Genomic DNA, 19,680 nt, shown 5'->3' on the forward strand with positions numbered 1-19,680 from the left:
ATGATGGATCTATCTACGACTGAAAGTGAATACCTTATGTCTCAGACTGGGTTAACTCCCGCACAACAAGAGGCGCTGACAACGCTCTCGACTGCGCATGCATTGGTTAACAAAAGCTACCTTGCTGAACTCAAACACTATGATGTGTTGCAGGTGGAAAACCAACAAAGCGTTCCACTTAACCGAGGTGGCGATGTACGCATTTTTCGCGTGGAACGTCTGGTACAGGAAAACAAACAATCCGTACTAGAAAGCACCACCGCCGCTTACACTGCATTGGGTGCAGCCGGATACACTGTGTTCCTTTTCCTAAAATCTGACGGACAAGAGACACTGCTCTACATTGGTACACGTGGTGAACCAGGGAAAATGCTAGGTCAAAACTCGGGAGACTTATTGCAAGAGACTTTCAAAGGTCATTTCCCGGGCAGCAAGCTTTCACCACTTAATGGCAATGATGTTGACGCCTTGTTGGATGAACTTAGTGCGGACAATGCTTACAAAACAGTCACTGCAGTAAGCAGCGTGCCGGGCCTTTCTACCGAAGATCAGACCCACTTTATGCAAGGGCTAGAGCGATTTATCGATGCCGCAGAAAACCGCACTTATGAGGGGCTGATCCTCGCCGAGCCGGTTTCTATGCAAGCATTGAATACCGTGCGTACAGGATATGAGCAGGTGGCGACTCAGCTTTCCGCTCTGTCAAATCGCCAATACAGCTATGGCATTCAGGACAGCGATGCTATTAACCTCAGTATCAGCGAAGGACTAAGCCACTCTCTGGGCGAAAGCCTCGGACTTACCGAAACAACTGGCACCAGTGAAAGTACAACGACATCGACTTCCCATTCTCACACCACCAATGAAAGTAAATCCTCGCCAAACAAAAAGGATAGAGTCATTGGAATGGGAGCGATGGCAATCGGCTCTGCTGTAGGCTCTCTCGCTGGACCTTTAGGGTTCATGGTTGGTGGACAAGTTGGAGGACAAGTGGCAAGCATGTTCCAAACAACAGATACAGTTGGCTCCTCAGAGTCTACCTCAACGAGTGAAAGCAGTAGTCATTCGACCAACCAGTCGATGGCAACGAGTGCCACAACAACAGAAACAGACACACATAGCACGACCAACACCAAAGGCCTTACGCAAACCCACGGCTCAACACAACAAGTGAGTTTTGAGACAGCGGACAAAGGCATTTTGAATATGTTGGAGAAGGTCGACCACCATCTAAATCGTATCAACGAGGCAAAAAGCCACGGTGGCTGGCTCAGTACCGCTTACTTTGTCAGCGACAGCACCGCCTCCAGTGAAGCCTTGTCTAGTATTTTCTTGGGCCTCACCCGCGGAACTCAGTCGTCCATGGAAGATTTTGCTCTGACGACATGGGCAGGCAAAAAAGCCAATACAATAACGCAATGGCTGGGGCAGCTCATGCACCCTCGACTTGAGCCGAGTTTTGCAGAGAATACTCACATCCCACACCTCACTCCAGCTACCTTGGTATCGAGCAAGGAAATGGCACTGCAACTAAGCCTTCCTCGCCGCTCTACATCTACCGTCGTGGTGCAGGAAACTGCTGCATTTGGCAGGAAAGTGCAATCGCTGAACGCTGACGTCGCTAACACCAACTCGCGAACTATTTCATTGGGTCAAGTACGCCACTTGTGGACCGACTTGCCCCAGACTGTGGAATTAGACCTTGACCAACTGACAAGCCATGCCCTAATCACTGGCTCAACAGGTTCCGGCAAAAGTAATACGGTTTACGCACTATTGGATCAAGCAATACAGCAAGACATTCCATTCTTGATCATTGAGCCGGCAAAGGGTGAGTACAAGCACGTCTTTGGAAATCGCTCAGATGTGCGTGTTTTGGGCACAAACGACCGATTTACAGAGCTTCTGAAAATCAATCCGTTTTCCTTCCCTGAGCAAACCCATGTACTTGAACATGTAGATCGATTGATTGAAGTGTTTAACGTCTGTTGGCCGATGTATGCCGCCATGCCTGCTCTTCTCAAAGACGCAGTACTGAGAAGCTATCAAGCTTGCGGTTGGGATTTGCGCGATTCAACCTCAATCTGCAGCTTACGGCTTTTCCCAACGTTTACTGACTTACTCATACAGCTCGAGACAGTGATATCGCAATCGGCTTACTCAGACGAAATGAAGAGTAACTATACCGGCGCATTGGTCACTCGTGTTCGCTCACTAGTAAACGGGCTGAACGGCCAAATCTTTGCTGCCGATGAAATCAGTAATGAAGAGCTTTTTGACCATAATGTGATCATAGATCTAAGCCGAATTGGGTCTCAAGAAACCAAGTCCCTTTTGATGGGGCTGTTGGTGATCAGACTTGGTGAATTCCGAGCTGAACATATGCTAATGAATCAGCCTCTTAAGCACATTACTGTTTTGGAGGAGGCGCACCACATATTGAGAGCAACCCCATCCAACAATGGAGCTGAAGGTGGCAGCGTTGCCGAGAAATCGGTAGAAATGCTGTCTAATGCTATTGCCGAAATGCGAACTTATGGCGAAGGATTCATCATTGCCGATCAGTCACCATCTGCGGTCCATATTTCAGCTATTCGAAATACCAACACTAAAATCCTGATGCGCTTACCCGATGAAGCAGACCGCTTGTTGGCAGGTAAGTCTGCGGCACTAACGGATGAGCAAGTAGACGAACTCGCGAGGCTTCCAAAAGGCGTTGCTGTTGTATATCAAAATGAATGGTTGGAAGCCGTTCTTTGTAAGGTGAATTACTTCGGCACTGATAGCCAACCTTTCAAATATACCGCCCGTTCAGCTGAAGCATGGCAAGAGTCGACATTCCGCTCTCGACTCCTAGACTGGCTTCTTTCGCCTCGATGCCAACAACAAACTAAGGTTTCGGCTGAATGTCTATTGAAAGAACTGAATATCAGCAGTTTACCTACCCAGGTCAAAGTTGATGTCATTACTTGCATGCATCAGCTCAAAAAAAATGGCCTATTGCCAATACATAAAGACGATAACTTCATGACGCTGTCTAAGCTAGCTAAGGCGGTTTTGGAATGTGAAGAAGAACTCAATACAATGATTGTTGAATCTAGCGATATTGCACAATTTCATAACAGTGTCACCCAGTTCATTTTAGGTAAAGTAGGATCTGCATCCAACGCAATGGCGTTGACAATCGCCCAGTGTTTACTCAAAACCTTGGTAATAAAAGGTGAAGAGTACGTACAACTCTATGCTGCATGGAATAATCATATCACCAAGGAAACTTCATGATGACGGACATTTCTCGTTTCAAAGAAGTACTATCTGACGTTCGTCCGCCACTTTTTGAGTCATTTGAGCAGACAACACTGACAAAGGAAGAGCTCAACGAACTTGACACTCCCATTACAGAAAGGGTCAATGTTCGGGAGGCTTTAACACCACTCAATAATGAGTCCAAAGAAGAACTTACAGAAAATGGCTACTCTGGCGACGTAATCGAGGCAATAGGCAGCGAAGAAGAAGCGAAAATTTACACCGATGCAGAGTTAGAATGTTCTAAGGTGAATGGCAAAGATGCGCTAGTTCGAACTGATATCGACTTAGACGCCACAGATGATTTCGGAAGAACAAACTTGGAGCGAATGGAAAGCGGAAAGCCTCCTCTAGACACGAACGGTAAGCCAATTGAACTCCATCATATAGGGCAAACCGCAGACGCGCCATTGGCAGAACTCACGAAATCAGAGCACATGAGTAACGGAAACGACTCTGTATTACATGACAAAACAAAAGAATCAGAAATTGATCGAACAAGTTTTCAAAAAGAGCGCGCCGAACACTGGCAAGCGCGTGCTGAAGATATAAAACGAAACTTTGGAACTAACAATGAATAAGCTACTTAAGTTAATTGCGGAAAATCAAGCAGACACGCTGCCCGCAACTGAGGAACGAATCACGCAAGCAGAGTCGGATCTAGGTATCACATTTACCGATGAATACCACTCGTATCTGAAAAACGTAGGTGTTTTATCTTTTGGTTTTGTTGAAACTTACGGGTTAGGCGTACCCGATACTTCGTTTTTAAATATTGTGAATGCACTAAGTGAGTTTCGAGCGATCAACAACTTCCCGTTATCTATGGTTCCTATTGCGGATATTGGCGATGGACATTACTACATGTATGACAATCGTACTCAGAATATCGTCGTCGTCTCACTACCAGGTATAGGTATAAAAATAATTTGTTCAGACTTAGAGGCATTTCTTATTGACCTTACTTTTAACTAAAGTCGACCCCTTCAATAGTTTAACCGCTTTTGAAGGGGGAATTAGGGCTAAACCTACCTCAGCTATGACTGGTGATCGCTGCTTCTGTTGCTAATTTGAGCTTTGTGATTTTATCACTAGTCATCTCAAAGCTACTGTCATATTTGTTCGTTGAAGCAACTCGAAGTTGGCGCTCGACAGACATCAGATCACCAATAACTCTACGTAACTTAGCTGCTGACATACGAATCTGTTTCATTATTTGCATCACTGACGCCCCTGAAACGATAACGCAACCACTCATGGTGTAATACTTTGCATTGAGAATCATTTCAAACTCTCGGATACAACTATTAGCAACAAGCAGCTCATCAATAGTTAAGCTGTCAAAGTAGCTCTCAACATGCGCTGATCGTTCTATCTCGCGATAAGCCTCCCTTAGCTTTTGGGCTTGATCATCTAGTTGACCAATAATAATATTCGCTAATTCATAGTTTTCATCTGATAGATAAAATTCGTCATTTTTATACTCTGATTCTTCCAGACGAAGTGCCATAACTTTAGCAATGATATCGCTTATACTATCATTAGCACTGCCATCAAAAGCTGCCTTGATAATTTTACTCATACCGTGTCTCTTGTTTACTACAACCTCAAAAGTATTATAGGGATATGTTGGTAAAATGATAAGCCTGGCTAATTCAACCTATGAAGATTCTGGAAACTTCCGTGTTAAAAAACACCTCGGATAAAATCGACCAACTAATAAAAAACCATCAAGCCTAAACATGATGGTTTTGATTCTTAACTGCTTGCTCAGCAGGCTGGTTGCTTTCTTCCTGGCCTATTCTTAGCTGCCTATGCGGCAGGACACTTAACCGGGTTTCAACCTTATGTGCGCGACATTTTCTTAGCTGCCTATGCGGCAGGACACTGTTAACTATAGTCGCTAAGCTGTTAATTCCACGGGTTTTACATCGCAAATCCATAAAATACCCTTTTTCTTCTTACTTCTGTAAGTCCTTGTTTTTAAATCTCTAAAAACGGGCTGTCAAAAAAGGGTCAAACACGTAACTCTGGAACCGTGCCTTTTCTCTCTTGATTGGAGGCTAAACCATAACTATTAAAGTTTGCTGCATCGCGCTCACTAACAAGCTCCTTTTGTACAAACAAAATATAATCTTCCCCAGATGAACCGCTGGAGATTGGGATTCGATGAAAACTGTCGATGACCCGCTCTTCATTAGTGACTGGTAACGATGGTTCAACACCAGCTAGTTCGGCTCTCGCCATACTGCGTTTGATTCGGCGTTTTTTGGAACCCAAAAAACTTTTCCCGATCGTTTGGTTACGGGTAAACCTCACCTCTGCCGCAGTGTCAGGCACCTCATAAACACTAGAAATCTCAAACAAACCTTCATTTACCATCAAAGAAAAATAGGGCTGAAAAGAGAGTCCAATCATCATCTCTTTATCTTCAGCAACAAAGGCTATGGTTTGACCAACCGTAACATCACTCCAGTCGGGAAAGCTCACACCTATTTTATTTATGGCTTGTCGGTTATTGACCATAAACAAGTGCATTTGGGATATACACCGTCCTGCCAATAATTCATGGTCGGCTTGTGCAGGCATGTAACGTATTAAGAAATAGTAACGCTTAGTCATATCTATCCCTTACTTCGCTTTAGAACAATTGAATAGGCCGCCTTTGATCAAGACAGACATGATGAAGTGCACATCATTTGGGATGACTTGAGAAGCTGTCATACTTTCAATCCAGTTCTCTGTATTTCTGAGCAGTTGATAGAAATCATTTCCATGGGACACGTGTCGCCTTGCTATAACGTATTCTCGATCTGCCCCATATTCGTTCACTCTTAATGGTTTATCTGCGTTTTCATGCCACCAATCGTCAATCGATTGCAACGCTGCACCAATTTTTTGACCATGAAATGCAACAGTTTCCTTTCCGTTCAATAGTTCGACGGTAGCTAACTGCTTAGTAGGAACACCATCTTCTCGGCTATCTAAAAACTCTTGGCTTGGGTAAACCTCATCTCCCCAACCAACTCCGATTTTAGCTTTGACATCCATATAGAAATATTCGGTCGGATCGGAAAGGGCTCGCATCAAATAGGCGGTGAGCTTTTCTAGGCATTCTGCTGAAGCCTCATCCCAATGACCATACCAAGAAAGCTTTGTTGCGTTTTCTACAATCAAGGTTTCTGAATCACTGGTGGTCACTTCTATCGACAGCTTTCGACACTCCCTGTTTCTCCAAAGCCAACGGCCAAGCAGTATATTCTTCGCGTATCGATGAGCGAGCTCCTGATACCCATTGAGCTCTTTATAAGTATTAGCCAGTAACGAAAGTTTACTGCGCACTTCATCGTCACTACAGATATCAGGGGTTAGAGAATTGGCTCGAATTCGAAGCGGGAATGCACAGTAGATATCATCGACACCTGGCTTTACGTAACACTCTTCGATGAACTGAGGATTGGAGTGAGCTAAATCTTGTGGAGCAACATTCTTTGCTACGAACTTGCCCCCTTTATACGCTTCTGCATAACCACCTTTTGGTGCGCGCAACCTAGTTCTATCAACTTCAAGGGGACACATCTCACCACTTTTAGATAGATAGTAGAAATATGCTTTGCCAGCAGAGAGTGATCGAACGTAGTTCAGCTGAGTGCAAAGTTCCATAAACGATTAATCCCTATAGTTTTTTATAAGAATAGTTTCGCTACTGCATTCTATCGACCAAAAGGCGTGGTTTAAAAAGTGATCTCTTCCACTAAAGCGCACTTCTATCGGGTTTACTCGCTGAGCAAGCCCTATCACATTCTCTGCATAAGCGTGACAACTGGTGATTGAGTTGTCCCGTTTAGCTGGACGCTCTAACAAATGGTAGCCGATGGAAGCTGGCAAATTATCAGCGTCTTTCGTTATTAAACGCTCTAGCTCATCAAAATCACTCGGCTGATTTTCACTTGGATATAACCATCGCCCGTATGCTGGTAACCCTTTTATGGCATAGAAAAGCTCGCTCCTGCTGGTAAATGTCCTTAGCCACTCAATCTGCGTCGATAGCTGTGGTTGGTATAATGCCCCTCCGGCGAAAGCGACTGGAAGTGCCGTTTTAAGCGCGGACTTAAAATCTGAAATTCGGCTGTCACTATGGACTCTGATAACTAAGTCTATTTCTAGGTCCGCCAATCGTTCACTACGAATGGTTGGTCGCTTAGCGTTCGAAACCGTTCGCGCTTTGGCGACTGAGTTGGGTTCGGTAAGCTTCGCTGTCGGTTGAATCTTCTCGCTTCGAACATAAAAAGAGAAACTCGAAAACTCAAACGGGGAATCACTATTAACTAGCTTATTAAACTCTCTTTGGTAATGGTGCATGAAACCCCAAATAGCCGTCAAAGAAGGAGCACCACACAGATATGGGCTGCTCATTGCGACAGCATCTTGCACTCTCATTGATGACAAATAGATATACTGCTCACCCGTTACCTTATCTTCATTGCCATTTGGTTTACTGAGCTGTTCAAGTATCCATACGATTTGGGCTTTGACGACCTGCATTAGCTTAGGATGATAGGCAAACTTGGCGGCATACTTGTTATTCTGAAACGCGAGATGTAAGCAACGGTTAAACTCACTAGCTAAAGAGCCTAGACCCGATTCTGGTAGCGCCAAAAAGGCCTGAGCTAAAGTGTCATCATGTTCCAATTGCTGTTGATTAAGGTCAGCATCAACGATATTTCTTAACTCAATTAATGGCAGCATCCACAAGGCTATCTGCTTTCGCAATATCTTACTTCTGACCTTACGAGCGCTATCCCTTTGCTTCTGTGTTTTTGATGGTTCTGATCCAATTAAGTGATTTAACACCTGACAAATTTTGGCGTTAGTTACCTGATAGTCATCAAAGTAGTGACCACTCTTTTGGCGACTTTCAGTTAACGTCCCACCTTTCGATGGTTTGGCTTCTAGCGGGTAGTTTAGGACTTTCATATGCCCACCTAAACTGCCACACAGATTCCCGATACTTGCCGAGTTTGGCAGCGATGAAGACACAAAGCAGAGCTTACTCTCTCGACTTCTCGATCTCACTTCTAACTCTCTTTGGATGGCATGGCTGACCACTGGGGTCACCGAAATATAACCATCCTCCCAAGGAAACCGTAGCTGCTTACTGTAAGAACTGACACTATCGGGAAAATGATTATCAGGGAGCTGCTTGTCAATTGTATGTTTTAAGCGAGCGAGTGACTTAGCACCTAACCCAAATTCTTTGAGCAGCTCAACCCAAACAGGGGTTTCTTGCTGAATAAGTAAAAGAAGACTCACGGGCTGTGATTGCCAACTAAAAGGATTCAATAACCACAATGTATGGCGATACACTGCAGAGTTATGCGCCCACCCCAAGCGTTGCTCTAATACTGCGCTTGAAATAAATGCTTCGGTTGTCACAAGAGGCTGTGCAATTATTCGCTGATCTTTAACTCGGCAGTCTGGAAACTTGAGATTATGAGTGTGGAACCATTTGATCTCATCAAGGGACGCCTCAAGGTTCTCAGGCGCTTTTAAATGCCTTTTAGCACGGGCTACATCCAACCAATCAGAACACCTATCGGCTTGATGGCTTGAACTGAGATTAAGCAAGATCGTTAACGCTTCTTTTTCACACCCTTCAACACAGACATCTTCCGTATAAGGCATGAACATCTTCTTTAACGTAATCTGCTTTACTGTCTCGTCTTCAATTGCTAATAAGTCTCTTAATTTCGTCATAATTACCACTCAGGTAGATACACACTTAAACCATCACTTTCAGAGCTCATTCGAGTCAACTTTGTTTCGATGACACTTCTTAAAGTAAACGCCGATTCATGACTCGCTATCTTTGTATGCATTCGCGGCCTGATCGCGGCTTTAATCTCACCAAACTCATACAGCCGATACACTTCATCCGTTGTGCAAGAGAGCAATGTAGAAGCTTCTAGAGGGCTGAGCAGTACATCACCGATATTTCCTTTCGCGCTTGAAGGTACTGTTGCCATCAGCTGTGTAAAGTACGCTAACACCTGAGTAAGCACGATATTGTGACTCAACTGCCGACTAGGTAACTGGCGACAATCTTTAAGCAGAGCGCCAAATGCTTCATTGAAAAACATTTTCTTCCAATCTTTTACTCGAACAAGTTCTGCCTTTTCTTTCAAAACATCGAGGTCTTGCCACAATGACGTTGGCCAAGAGCCACAGTATTCGATCAATGATTCGAAACTGAAGTCATCGATATCACCATAGCGATTTACATACCAAAGTAAAAAACCATAGCACTCAGATAACGTCATTTCACCCTTCAGTAACCCCAAGGGTTGTGAATCATTTCCAGATAACCATCGAGCGACCAAGAGCTCAGTCTCTGGCGCATCCTCTACAGGCGAGTTTCGGAGTTCATAACCGCATTCACATTGGCTAATACACTCGGTACTTTGGTATTCAAGTCTCGAGTTACACTCAGGGCAGTGATGAACCAGTTTACAGCCATGGTGTTCACAAGCTTGGTGAGAGATAAATTGCCACTGCTGGCGAATGTAGGGTGCTTCGTTAACACACAGAGGGCAAATAGGCGTTAAGCGTTTGCGAAGAAAAGCATAAGGGTAGTCAGAGCCGAATCTATGTACTGCTTTGTATTGTGGAGAGAATTGAGATTTTGAATGTGATAGCGCTAGGCGCAGTACACCAAAGTTGTTGAGCTTTAATTGGTTCTCAAGGTGGATAAGCACTCGCACCCGCATTTGGCTTGTGGTTTGAGCGTGGTAAATATTGACTCGTTCGAGCTCTAAGGGGAAAGCACCAGCAATAGCTTCATGCTGATCCATGGTGTCGAACCAGATATCTTCGGCGAAATGAGAGAATCGCTCGTAGCCTTGCTCTTGCGATAAGCGCAACAAGAAGCTTTCGAGCGATTCGTCAGGGTAAAGTTGAATGTCCGTTTTCACATGCCACCACTAAAACTTAGAATTTCTAAGCTTTAGTGTGAGCCCAACTCCCTGAAAAGCAAATCTGGTTATGTGAATTTGTTAAGTGATTGCGAACTTTAGTTAAAATCATCTAAAGAACCAACCACTTGGCCTTCTTCTACCGCTCCTAATCCATACTTACCGACAATAACATCACACTTCATTTCTACGGAGATAGTCATCGTTCTCCCAGGTATTCCACTTTCTCTTCGATGTTCTCCACTAGCTGCAACTATAATCTTTGCAGAAAAACCCTCATCAAAAGTGGAACTATCAACATGTATGTCGTCTATATCCTCAAAGATCGTATCGGATTCAGCAATAGCACCTGAAGTTCCTTCCCCATTCAATAGGTCATAGGGATTATTCTCTATTGCCTCTCTACTATATTCTTCCAGTCGATCACTAGTAACAAGCTCAAAGGGTTCATCTTCGAAGAGGTTCTGTAGGTGATCAAAAATTAGGTCAGCTGATAAGTCTTCATTATCTGAGTCTTCACCTAAAACAATTTGTTCCAATCTTTTCGCAAGCCCATCATCGTAGTAAACATAATTAACTCTTTCTAACGAATCATTATTAAATTTTTCATCTGCTAAGACTTCTTCAAAGTTCTCATATCCAAATAACGCCGCTACAATTTCGCCCGACGCTTTCAAAGAAAGTTGAACATTATCTTGGCCAAGGCTTTCCTCTATTTTGAGCATAAGAAAATAAACCGATGGGAAGCGATGTGATGCTAGTGTAGCTCTTGCTTTAGCACTGTTACTTTCAAACCGGACTCGTTCTAATTCTGCTTGTTTGGTCTTTTTATCTAGTTCCAACTCCATCGCTTTAGCATTACTTTGAGCTTCTTTGGTTTTAGCCTCTTGTTCTTTTTCTTGGCTCAATGCTTCATTAGCTTTAGCTTCAAGACGCACCGTTCGCTGCTTTATGTGCTCAAGTATTTCATTTCTTTTATCGATATCTTGCTGAACAAGTTGTTCCAAAAACTGTTTATCTGGGTCAGCCCTAAGTCTGGCTTTACTCAAACTTTCTTGTTGATCAACTTTATCTTCTTCAATCTCGACCGCTTGTTGATGCAGTTTATCATTAACCGATTTTTGTATCCTTTTCACGCACAGTGACAACCAAGGGAAAGCAAACAAGTAAAATAGAGTCACTAAAAAAGGAAAGACAAAAAGGCTATTCCACCCTAGCATCGATGTCCTTGAAAGGTAGATGTAAAAAGCGCCAACTCTCTCAGTAGCATTTCCTTCTCCCCAAAAAAGCAGAGCAACATAATTCCAATTACATACAAACCAAGAAAATATGAATGTTCCTATAAATGGGTCACTCACTCTCGTTTTTGCCGTTCCTGCTATGGAGGAACAAAAATCTTCGATTAACTTCATCATTTCTATAAAGCTCTAATTAATGACATTGCCCAAACTACTTTATTGCTTCTCAAATTTGATCTCGCAGAACCTTAATCATCACTGTTTCATGATTCTGAATATTTTCACGTGCCACACCATCGGATCCCCAATCGTCATAACTCATCATGATGGCTTGCTTTAAACTCTCTGCACGATTGTTCTCTTGATAGAACTTCTTCTTATCTTGCGGAGAATAATTACTAAGCCTTGAGTTACTACTTGGCGAAATAAGGCATAAGTTTCCAAAACGATCTACGTCCTGCATCTTACTTGCACCTGATGGGTCAGTTTGTGGGAAGTAGTGCTCAACAGAGGTCCTGAACGCAAACTGAAAGCTTGTGAAGTGGGCTCCTAGAGTCTCTTTAGTAATTTCGCCAACTGGCTTCCCGTCTGATAGATTGCGCCAAAGTAGGTAATCCAAACGGTTAAATACGAAGTTCTGAACACCTGTACCTTGATGTAATACACCGACATTATTTTCTGTAAACTCAAGTTGAGAGCCACCACAGATCTCATCAAAATACTTGTCACTCTGCTTTTCAAGTGCAGCTAAGTACGAACTACCATCAACTTCCAATCGGTCTTCTGTAGTGAGATCGTTCAATACCCGTAAAGCGTCATTCAACCAACGCTTATATACCAAAGCAGGGTTCGATACATGGAACATTGCCAAGATCATACGAATCTTTTCGTTTTTATCGCTACTGAAGGCATTTGGGTACTCTGGACTCAAACTATTTTTGTTTATGTAAGAGTTAAGCCTTAACAAGCTCCACTTACGCTTTTCATCGTGCTGGTCAGGCTTGATTACGTAACTATCAAACAGAATTCGACATTTAAGCAGTTCATAGACAAAAACTTTAGCGCCAACCCTCAAGCCATCGTCTTTAGAGATAAATGCATCGATCAACTTCTTATCATCAAGCGAAATACTCTCTTCCGTCTTCATCAGTTTTAATACATGAAGTAAGAAATTTGAGAAATCGATAACCGAACCAAAGCGTTCTTCCTTCTCACGCTCGTCATCGTCAGTATTTGAGCGAGATGCCTTGTTGCTGATGATTTCTCGCAGAGTCATTGCATCTTCTTTTTGCTGCTTGCTCGTGTGCTTTTCTTGAATAGCTTCAAAGCTTATTGGCATTGTCTGCCAATCTGAGCCGAATACCTCTTTTCGTAAGTCCGATTGGAAGCCCATTTGGGTATAGCGCGTCATATTCGCACAAGCATCCCAAACAGTGGAGAAGCAGCCTCTTTCCTCATCATTATCGAGCGTAGCCATAAACTTCGCTTTCAAAACTTCATGCTTTTCTAGCTGCTCACCACGGTTGTTCATGATCTCAAAGTAGTGGTTAAGATCGGTTTGTGGTGGCACGACGACTCTAAGGATGGTGACGCTTTCTAATAAATAATCAAAGAATTGCTTAGTCTTCGCCTGTTCATCTAAGCCTTTGGTTTTGAAATAACGTTTAATGATGTTGAAAGCAGCATGGATGTTAGGCTCTTCTGACTCGCCATTAGTTCTGCCTGTATAAATGTCATCTAATGCTCTGGAGGATTTTGGACGACTATCAAAGGTGAGATTAATGTCTAGCCCTTCTAGCTCATTCTCTGCGAGTACATTACGATGTTTGAGGTACGCCAACAAGATAGAGAGCGTTGTATGTCTTTGCTGTCCATCAATGGTTTCATATACCACATTAGATTGGTGTGAATGCGTAGTGCGCTGATAAACCACAAGACTACCTAGATAATATTTTACTTGTTTGGCAGTAGCGGTTTCATCAGATTGAGTTATAAGCCCTGCAGCATCACTGATATCTTGGATAAGCTGCTCAATTTCTGTCGCACCCCAGGCGTAGTTACGCTGATAGATAGGAATCACATATTGGGTTTTGCTGTCGAAAAGTGCTCTAACGGATAACTGCTCTACTTGGTTCGAATCACTCATTTACACTTCCCGATTTCATTGCTTCAATAGATGCCTGCACGTCCTTCGCGTTCTTGAACTTAGGCTCTTGAATGTAAGGAGGCTGAAAGTTCAACACCTGTTGAGGGTGAACAGCTTTGCTGATTGCTCTAAACAGCCCACTACGATCCTTAGCGTGGTTATCTACCGACTCCATACCGATACGTTGTAGCTCAAGGCGAAGGAAATAACTCCAGCGATAACAAACCTGTGCGGCTTTCTCTAACTCCACATCACCGAACTTGTCGTAGTAATACATCACTGCACACAAAAATAGGTTTCGTACATAGCTATCCCCTTTACGGCTACTGCCTTTGTACTTAGCGTGCTTATCGGCGAATGAAGATAGCCTTGCATCATCACCAACGAACAAAGTCGAGTGAATCACCATGTAGTGCTGAATGTACTCAAAGAAGCGTTTACCGTTGATCATCACCTGATCAACTTGAAATGGATACCCTTTCGTTTGCTTGTCCCATTTACGTGCGGGATCAGCATTAAAAGTTTCAATCGCATAATCAAGCGCAAGCATAGAATCTACATAGGCGTACTGAGTGTTTTCTAGGTTAATGCCTTTAAATACATCGATGTTATGGCGACTGAACTGTATGCCGTAGTCACCATCAACCCAGCGGCGCATACGGAATAAGAACTCCCCCATGATGGTGTGCAAATTCACAGAGTTGTCATCTGGGTTTACGCCCTGCTCCCACAAGCTAACATGGTGCAACCTCTCTGTTTGTTCTGTCGAGTCCATCATTTCACGTAGATGGTAAGCCTTGAGCAGATCGTGAGGGGCAAGGGCTTTACCACGCGCATTTTGAGAGTCGAAGAACTGGAAAGCTTCACTTAAATCATCGAGCGTAACTTGGATAAGCTCACACTTGTTAAGAACGAAATCGAGTAGCTCCTGCTTTTCAGTAACAGGCAGGCTTACTACTCGCTCAGAGATCACTTGCGCATTATTCTTGAGATTTTCGATACTGACCGTGGATTCAAATTTGTGCTCAAGAAGAGTCGATGAGATAGTTTTCTCTTCTCCATCCAGAATGGTGCAAAGTAGCGTTAGGGTAAGCAGGCGTTGCTGACCATCGACTATATTGAGTGCGCCCTTTCCTTCATTGGTTTTTGAATCTTTGTCTTGATGCAGTACCACCGTACCAAGCCGATAACACGACTTAATACGATGGTTAAAGAGGTCATCAATCAACTGGTTAACGTGCTTGGGTTGCCATTTGTACGGGCGCTGATACTCAGGAATGGTGAGTTTTTGTTCCAACAACTGCGCAATAGTTTGAGGCTGATTGAAGACAATTGCCATAATTACACCGCCTGTTCAACGATAGCGTTAGTAAGTTCAAGCTGTGTTTTTTGACTGTCACGAAGGCGTTGTTTGAGTTGGTCGCAAACTAAAGTCATCGAAGTCGTAACGCTCACAATGCTGTTCTGTTGCGCTCTTGGAGGAAGAGGGATAACAAATTCTCTGAGTAAGTTTAAGTTTAAACCCTTGTAAGCAATACCCTTTAAGTTGGATTCAATCATCAACCAGAAGAAAGGAGAAAGAATTAAGTTTCGCAGATATTCACCTGAAATAGCGTTACTGACAGCCAACATTGCAACCTCTCTTGCGATGTTATACCCGCTCAAACTATCAGGTACTAATGCTACCCCCCCGAGAGTGCCACGAATATTTAAAAGAACTTCTCCTCCTTGGAGCCTTGTTCTTTTGTATTGTTCTTCAATACCTTCAACGACATTTCGAACCCCAGACAAGTCAATATACCCAGGCTTAACATCACTGCACCTTAGGGTAGGGACTCCCCCAAGTTCAGGTTCAGCTTCTAACTTAATGATACCGTAAGAAATATCTCGCTCTGGGTCGATCACCTCCGATAAACGACACCACTCCCACCCATTCGGAAGTTCAAATGGCTTTTCATCATCAGCAATCGGCGGCAGAGCTTTTTGCTTTTTGATTTTCTTATCTTTGATTAACTGTACTTTTTCTTCAGCAATACGCTCAAGTAGCTTTGCAGCAGGTTCATCGTTTGGGTCTTGCGGGACAAGCTTACCCATTACCGCCAGTTGCAGGATGGTTTGTTTTAGCTGGTCGATGCTCGCTTCGGTGGTGAACAAGGTATCGAAGTGCTCGCTGATTCGTGCCCAATTTTGCATTAGCTCATCGGCATTCGCAGAATTGGTTAGCGTGTCTAACAGCGTTATCACCAATACCTGATGCGCTTCAATGCTGGCTTCGGTTTGTTGCTCTAGTTGGTCGCAAAGTGTCATGAGTTCATCGACTTTGGCGACGATGCGGTGTTGCTCATTGATTGGTGGCAATGGATGCATTACTTTTTCCATACGTTCTTTAGTCATATGGATCATTGCAATACCATTACCGCTTGCTTTTATCCTTTCAGATATAGCTTGCAAAAATAATTTTGAAAACTCTTTATCTAAAGATGTCTCTCGAAAAATATCCATTTTCCAAATATGGTAGTGATAGATAACTTTTCCACCATCCCAAATGAATGGCCCAAATGATGCCGACCATGCGTAGATAAGATCACCATTATCGATATATTTATCTGCTTCAAGTTGCAAGTCTGAGTAATACCAGTCATTTGACGTAAATAGGTTCCCAACTCTTAAAATTGGTGTCCCCTCTGACAACATTTCTGTTTTTTTGTAAGCTCGACCATTAATTACGTGAATCAAATCTTCTAATCGCGAGACACCCCAACTAGCAGGGTAATCATAAAAATGTTCTTCTTTAATCGTCTTTTTTGAACGAGACTTCTTAATAAGACCTTGCTTGAGCAAGGCTTCCTTTTCTTCTAGAGACTCCAAAAGTAAGCCTGAAGCAGGCTCATCATTTGGGTCTTGTGGCACTAACTTACCACGCACTGCCAATTCCAAGATCAGCTCACGCAGTTTCTTCACGCCATAAAGCTCGCGCTTTTTGCTGCTACCGCGACCAGAGGCAGATTTGGTTCTAACGGTTGAAGTCCAAATGTCGATATTGTCTGTAATCAACTGGTTCATCGAGGTTTGTTCTACACTCATTATTTACTCTCACCTGTTGTTTCTGATGTTGAATCTACAGATGATTTAAGCGCACTGCCTAGAATGTCTTTCAGCAGATTACGAAGCTGTGAGATCTCTTGCTGTTGCTGTTGGTAGTTTGCGAGCAGCTCTTGTGGATCGTGGCTTATCACTTCACCTTGATATGGGTTTTTAATATCTAGGTTGAAGTTACGCTCAATGATGTCGCCGATTGGCACTTTCCAAGCGTGGTTGTTTTCAACGCGGCTTGCAAAACCGTCTTCTTCATTGCCCCACCAATCAATTTCTTGTTGGAACTCTTCAAACTTCATTGGTTTGGTTTTGCTGTAGTTCTTCACGCCTTCTGGGTATGGGTGCTCGTAGAACCATACGTCTTTAGTTGGCTTGCCTTTGGTGAAGAACAGAATGTTAGTTTTGATGCCTGTGTATGGGTTAAATACCCCATTAGGTAAACGCACGATGGTGTGCAGGTTACATTCTTCGGTTAGCATCTTTTTAATTTTGGTTTTAACACCTTCACCAAACAATGTGCCGTCTGGCAGTACTACGCCTGCGCGGCCGCCGTTCTTGGTATCAGAGCCTTCATCAAGCACTTCAATAATAAGCTGTAAGAACAGATCAGCAGTTTCACGAGTTTGCATTTCCGCAGGGAAGTTCTTTTCAATGCCGTCTTCTTCTGTGCCGCCAAACGGAGGGTTGGTCGCAATCACATTGATGTTGCTGTCCCAATTTGAAAGCGGCTTGTTCAGCGTATTGCCGTGTTTGATTTGTACTGGTACTTCAATGCCGTGCAGCATCATGTTGGTGATGCACAGTAGGTGTGGCAGTTGTTTCTTTTCAACACCGTGGATCTGCTTTTGCAGTGTTTGGTGATCCGCTGCAGTCTTCACGTAGTTGTCTTTCACATGGTCAAACGAACACGCTAGGAAGCCGCCCGTACCCGTTGCTGGGTCCATAATCGCTTCGCCCAGTTTTGGGTCTAAACGATTAACGATGAAGCGTGTAACAGCACGAGGCGTGTAGAACTCACCCGCGTTACCTGCACTTTGTAGGTCTTTTAAGATCTGCTCGTAGATATCACCAAATAGGTGGCGCTCTGAAGAGTCAGTAAAATCAATTTCATTCAGCTTGTTGATCACTTGGCGCAGCAACGTACCGTTTTTCATGTAGTTAAACGCATCGCTAAAGGCTTCTTTCACCACAAAGCCTCGCGGGTTTAGATCAACAGGTGCAGTTAAGTTTTTCAGTTTGTAGAACAAGTCATCGTTTACGAACTCAAGCAGCGCTTCACCGGTAATGCCTTCGGCATCTTGCGCCCAATTACGCCATAGATATTGTTCTGGGATTGGTGATTTGTAATCGTCCAGTTCTAGTTCTAACTCTTCTTCTTGAGCGTCAAATACTTTAAGAAAAAGTAACCAAGACATTTGACCAAGGCGCTGTGCATCACCGTCGACACCCGCATCTTTACGCATGATGTCTTGAATGGATTTGATAACTGAACTGATAGACATGTTTTTCTACTTTTAAACAACTGAAATTTGTGGCGAATTATAGCAGAACTAGGTCAAAAAAAATGAAGTTAGTTCTATGAAACCATAGATATAAGATTCATTAATCTATAGCCTGAACTTATAAAATCATAATCATAAATACAGTTGGCTAAATAATGAAAATAGAATGCCCTCGTTGCCATAAGGACAATGAGATTGAATTTGCAGAAAACATATCGTGTTCAGAGTGTGAGAAGAGTTTTAAAGGGTTTAAGTTCAGCAAGCGAAAGCTCGTTTCTGCTAGCTCCGCTTTACTGGTTGGAGCCCTAGGGGGTTACGCTGTTGAAAGCGGGTTAGACAAAGAAAGGTATCCTCTCGAAGTGGAATACGCGATTGTCGATACTTGCGTGAATTCTAGCAAAAACATGGTGTCCGTAAGTTGGAATGAAAGTAAACGGGAAACTTGTTTATGCGCATTAGAAAAAACAGAAAATGATGTGGCATATTCAGACTACAAATCAGATCAAGCTATATTTCTTCGCACATTCAAGCAACACGCCAACAGATGCTCATAAAAGGAGAGGCAGCATTATGCTACCTCTCCTTTAATTATTAGCGCTTAGGTGTGTTTCCACGACCACCGCCCGATGGTTTGCCCGTCGTGCTTGGGTAATTTGGATTCGGCTTAGCGCCACCTTTAGGTGTACTTGAAGCTGGTTTATTCATGATGAACTCCTATTTCCCTTGTTTTTGGTTGTGAGCAGCTGCGCGTTGAGCTCGGCCAGCAAAGTCGCCTTTAGGAACTTGCCCACCGTTTTGTTTTGCGGCATTACCTTGAATGCGAGCAGCGGCTTCTGGTGTCATTGGTGTTTTTGATTTAGTCATGATTTTATCCTTTGTTATCGTGATTAAGATGTCTTCGCTAAGACAAGGTAATAATAACTAGGGGGTTAGGGACAAATGGGGACATTACAGAAGCAAGAGCAAATCCGCTCAATACTCAACACTCTTAATTGGAGTTATCGACAACTGGCTGACGTACTGTATGAGGAACTATACTGCGATGCTTATCAAAATTTGGAAGATACCAACCAAGAAGATATCTCACTATTTCATGAAGCCTTAAAAAAGCAATTGACTCGTAAAACCACCTCTGAAAAACGTCTCGATAAATACTTAACAATAATCTCCGAACATCCAGATTTTTTAGCTGCTCACCTCGATGTTATAGCCCCTAAATACCTAAAGCATCAGTGCCTAAATGAAAGCCTAGCGGATGAGCTAAAAAATATATCGCGCTGGCTAGATAAAGACTCTAGTTAACAAAAACACTTCATCAGCATTGATTCCACAAGGTGCATATTCTAACCTGACTCATATTCCCATATTGCTCAAGGAAACAGGTATGTATAAAGGGCATTGTGTAGTGGTACGCTGAATTT

The 19,680-nt window shown here is 43.3% G+C and carries 16 protein-coding genes; 5 read left to right on the forward strand and 11 right to left on the reverse strand.

The features are described from left to right. The 3 genes from AB4585_RS01535 to AB4585_RS01545 are packed head-to-tail and all read left to right on the forward strand — an operon-like array spanning window position 1 to window position 4,281. Window positions 1-3,282, forward strand: coding sequence for an ATP-binding protein (locus AB4585_RS01535; protein ID WP_372132942.1), 3,282 nt, complete (start codon window positions 1-3; stop codon window positions 3,280-3,282). Continuing rightward, on the forward strand, window positions 3,279-3,887 hold the full coding sequence (locus AB4585_RS01540) for an HNH/ENDO VII family nuclease (RefSeq protein WP_280603542.1): 609 nt from the start codon (window positions 3,279-3,281) through the stop codon (window positions 3,885-3,887). Before AB4585_RS01535 ends, AB4585_RS01540 begins: the two co-directional genes overlap by 4 nt. Then, the gene (locus tag AB4585_RS01545; protein ID WP_102491536.1) at window positions 3,880-4,281 is read left to right on the forward strand and encodes an SMI1/KNR4 family protein; all 402 of its coding nucleotides are present in this window, start codon (window positions 3,880-3,882) and stop codon (window positions 4,279-4,281) included. Before AB4585_RS01540 ends, AB4585_RS01545 begins: the two co-directional genes overlap by 8 nt. A 58-nt stretch (window positions 4,282-4,339) precedes the next feature. Here the strand turns inward: AB4585_RS01545 and AB4585_RS01550 are convergent, their stop codons facing one another. The 10 genes from AB4585_RS01550 to AB4585_RS01595 form a co-directional block, all read right to left on the reverse strand. Beyond that, window positions 4,340-4,888 carry a hypothetical protein gene (locus AB4585_RS01550; RefSeq protein WP_151416712.1) on the reverse strand — a complete coding sequence of 183 codons (549 nt, stop codon included), beginning with the start codon at window positions 4,886-4,888 and terminating at the stop codon, window positions 4,340-4,342. Between the two features lie 434 nt (window positions 4,889-5,322). Continuing rightward, a complete protein-coding gene (gene cas6f, locus AB4585_RS01555) occupies window positions 5,323-5,928 on the reverse strand; it encodes a type I-F CRISPR-associated endoribonuclease Cas6/Csy4 (protein WP_372169269.1) in 606 nt (201 codons plus the stop codon). Window positions 5,929-5,937: 9 nt separating this feature from the next. Beyond that, the gene (gene csy3, locus AB4585_RS01560; protein ID WP_146491745.1) at window positions 5,938-6,969 is read right to left on the reverse strand and encodes a type I-F CRISPR-associated protein Csy3; all 1,032 of its coding nucleotides are present in this window, start codon (window positions 6,967-6,969) and stop codon (window positions 5,938-5,940) included. Window positions 6,970-6,975: 6 nt separating this feature from the next. After that, window positions 6,976-9,063 (reverse strand): type I-F CRISPR-associated protein Csy2, encoded by a 2,088-nt coding sequence (locus tag AB4585_RS01565; protein ID WP_372132953.1) that lies wholly within the window; start codon window positions 9,061-9,063, stop codon window positions 6,976-6,978. A gap of 2 nt (window positions 9,064-9,065) precedes the next feature. Further along, window positions 9,066-10,277 carry a TniQ family protein gene (locus AB4585_RS01570; RefSeq protein ID WP_372132955.1) on the reverse strand — a complete coding sequence of 404 codons (1,212 nt, stop codon included), beginning with the start codon at window positions 10,275-10,277 and terminating at the stop codon, window positions 9,066-9,068. Window positions 10,278-10,375: 98 nt separating this feature from the next. Further along, the gene (locus AB4585_RS01575) at window positions 10,376-11,692 is read right to left on the reverse strand and encodes a cell envelope integrity protein TolA (protein WP_372132957.1); all 1,317 of its coding nucleotides are present in this window, start codon (window positions 11,690-11,692) and stop codon (window positions 10,376-10,378) included. A 49-nt stretch (window positions 11,693-11,741) separates the two neighbouring features. Beyond that, window positions 11,742-13,661 carry a DUF262 domain-containing protein gene (locus AB4585_RS01580; protein ID WP_372169270.1) on the reverse strand — a complete coding sequence of 640 codons (1,920 nt, stop codon included), beginning with the start codon at window positions 13,659-13,661 and terminating at the stop codon, window positions 11,742-11,744. Further along, window positions 13,654-15,000 carry a DUF262 domain-containing protein gene (locus AB4585_RS01585; protein WP_108193520.1) on the reverse strand — a complete coding sequence of 449 codons (1,347 nt, stop codon included), beginning with the start codon at window positions 14,998-15,000 and terminating at the stop codon, window positions 13,654-13,656. Before AB4585_RS01585 ends, AB4585_RS01580 begins: the two co-directional genes overlap by 8 nt. Window positions 15,001-15,002: 2 nt before the next feature. Next, the gene (locus AB4585_RS01590; RefSeq protein WP_108193521.1) at window positions 15,003-16,745 is read right to left on the reverse strand and encodes a restriction endonuclease subunit S; all 1,743 of its coding nucleotides are present in this window, start codon (window positions 16,743-16,745) and stop codon (window positions 15,003-15,005) included. Then, a complete protein-coding gene (locus AB4585_RS01595) occupies window positions 16,745-18,259 on the reverse strand; it encodes an N-6 DNA methylase (protein WP_108193522.1) in 1,515 nt (504 codons plus the stop codon). The genes AB4585_RS01590 and AB4585_RS01595 overlap by 1 nt, the downstream gene beginning before the upstream one ends. A 155-nt stretch (window positions 18,260-18,414) precedes the next feature. On the opposite strand from AB4585_RS01595, the gene AB4585_RS01600 reads away from it, so the two are divergent. Further along, a complete protein-coding gene (locus AB4585_RS01600) occupies window positions 18,415-18,813 on the forward strand; it encodes a hypothetical protein (protein ID WP_372169271.1) in 399 nt (132 codons plus the stop codon). Window positions 18,814-18,973: 160 nt separating this feature from the next. Here AB4585_RS01600 and AB4585_RS01605 read toward each other — a convergent pair whose 3' ends face one another. Beyond that, the gene (locus AB4585_RS01605) at window positions 18,974-19,123 is read right to left on the reverse strand and encodes a hypothetical protein (protein ID WP_080971540.1); all 150 of its coding nucleotides are present in this window, start codon (window positions 19,121-19,123) and stop codon (window positions 18,974-18,976) included. Between the two features lie 75 nt (window positions 19,124-19,198). Between AB4585_RS01605 and AB4585_RS01610 the strand changes: the two genes are divergently transcribed. Further along, a complete protein-coding gene (locus AB4585_RS01610; RefSeq protein ID WP_017108310.1) occupies window positions 19,199-19,561 on the forward strand; it encodes a hypothetical protein in 363 nt (120 codons plus the stop codon). Window positions 19,562-19,680 lie beyond the last annotated feature (119 nt).

This window comes from Vibrio sp. 10N.222.49.C9, from assembly GCF_041474985.1.
In the GTDB taxonomy this organism is placed as follows: Bacteria; Pseudomonadota; Gammaproteobacteria; order Enterobacterales; family Vibrionaceae; genus Vibrio; species Vibrio crassostreae_C.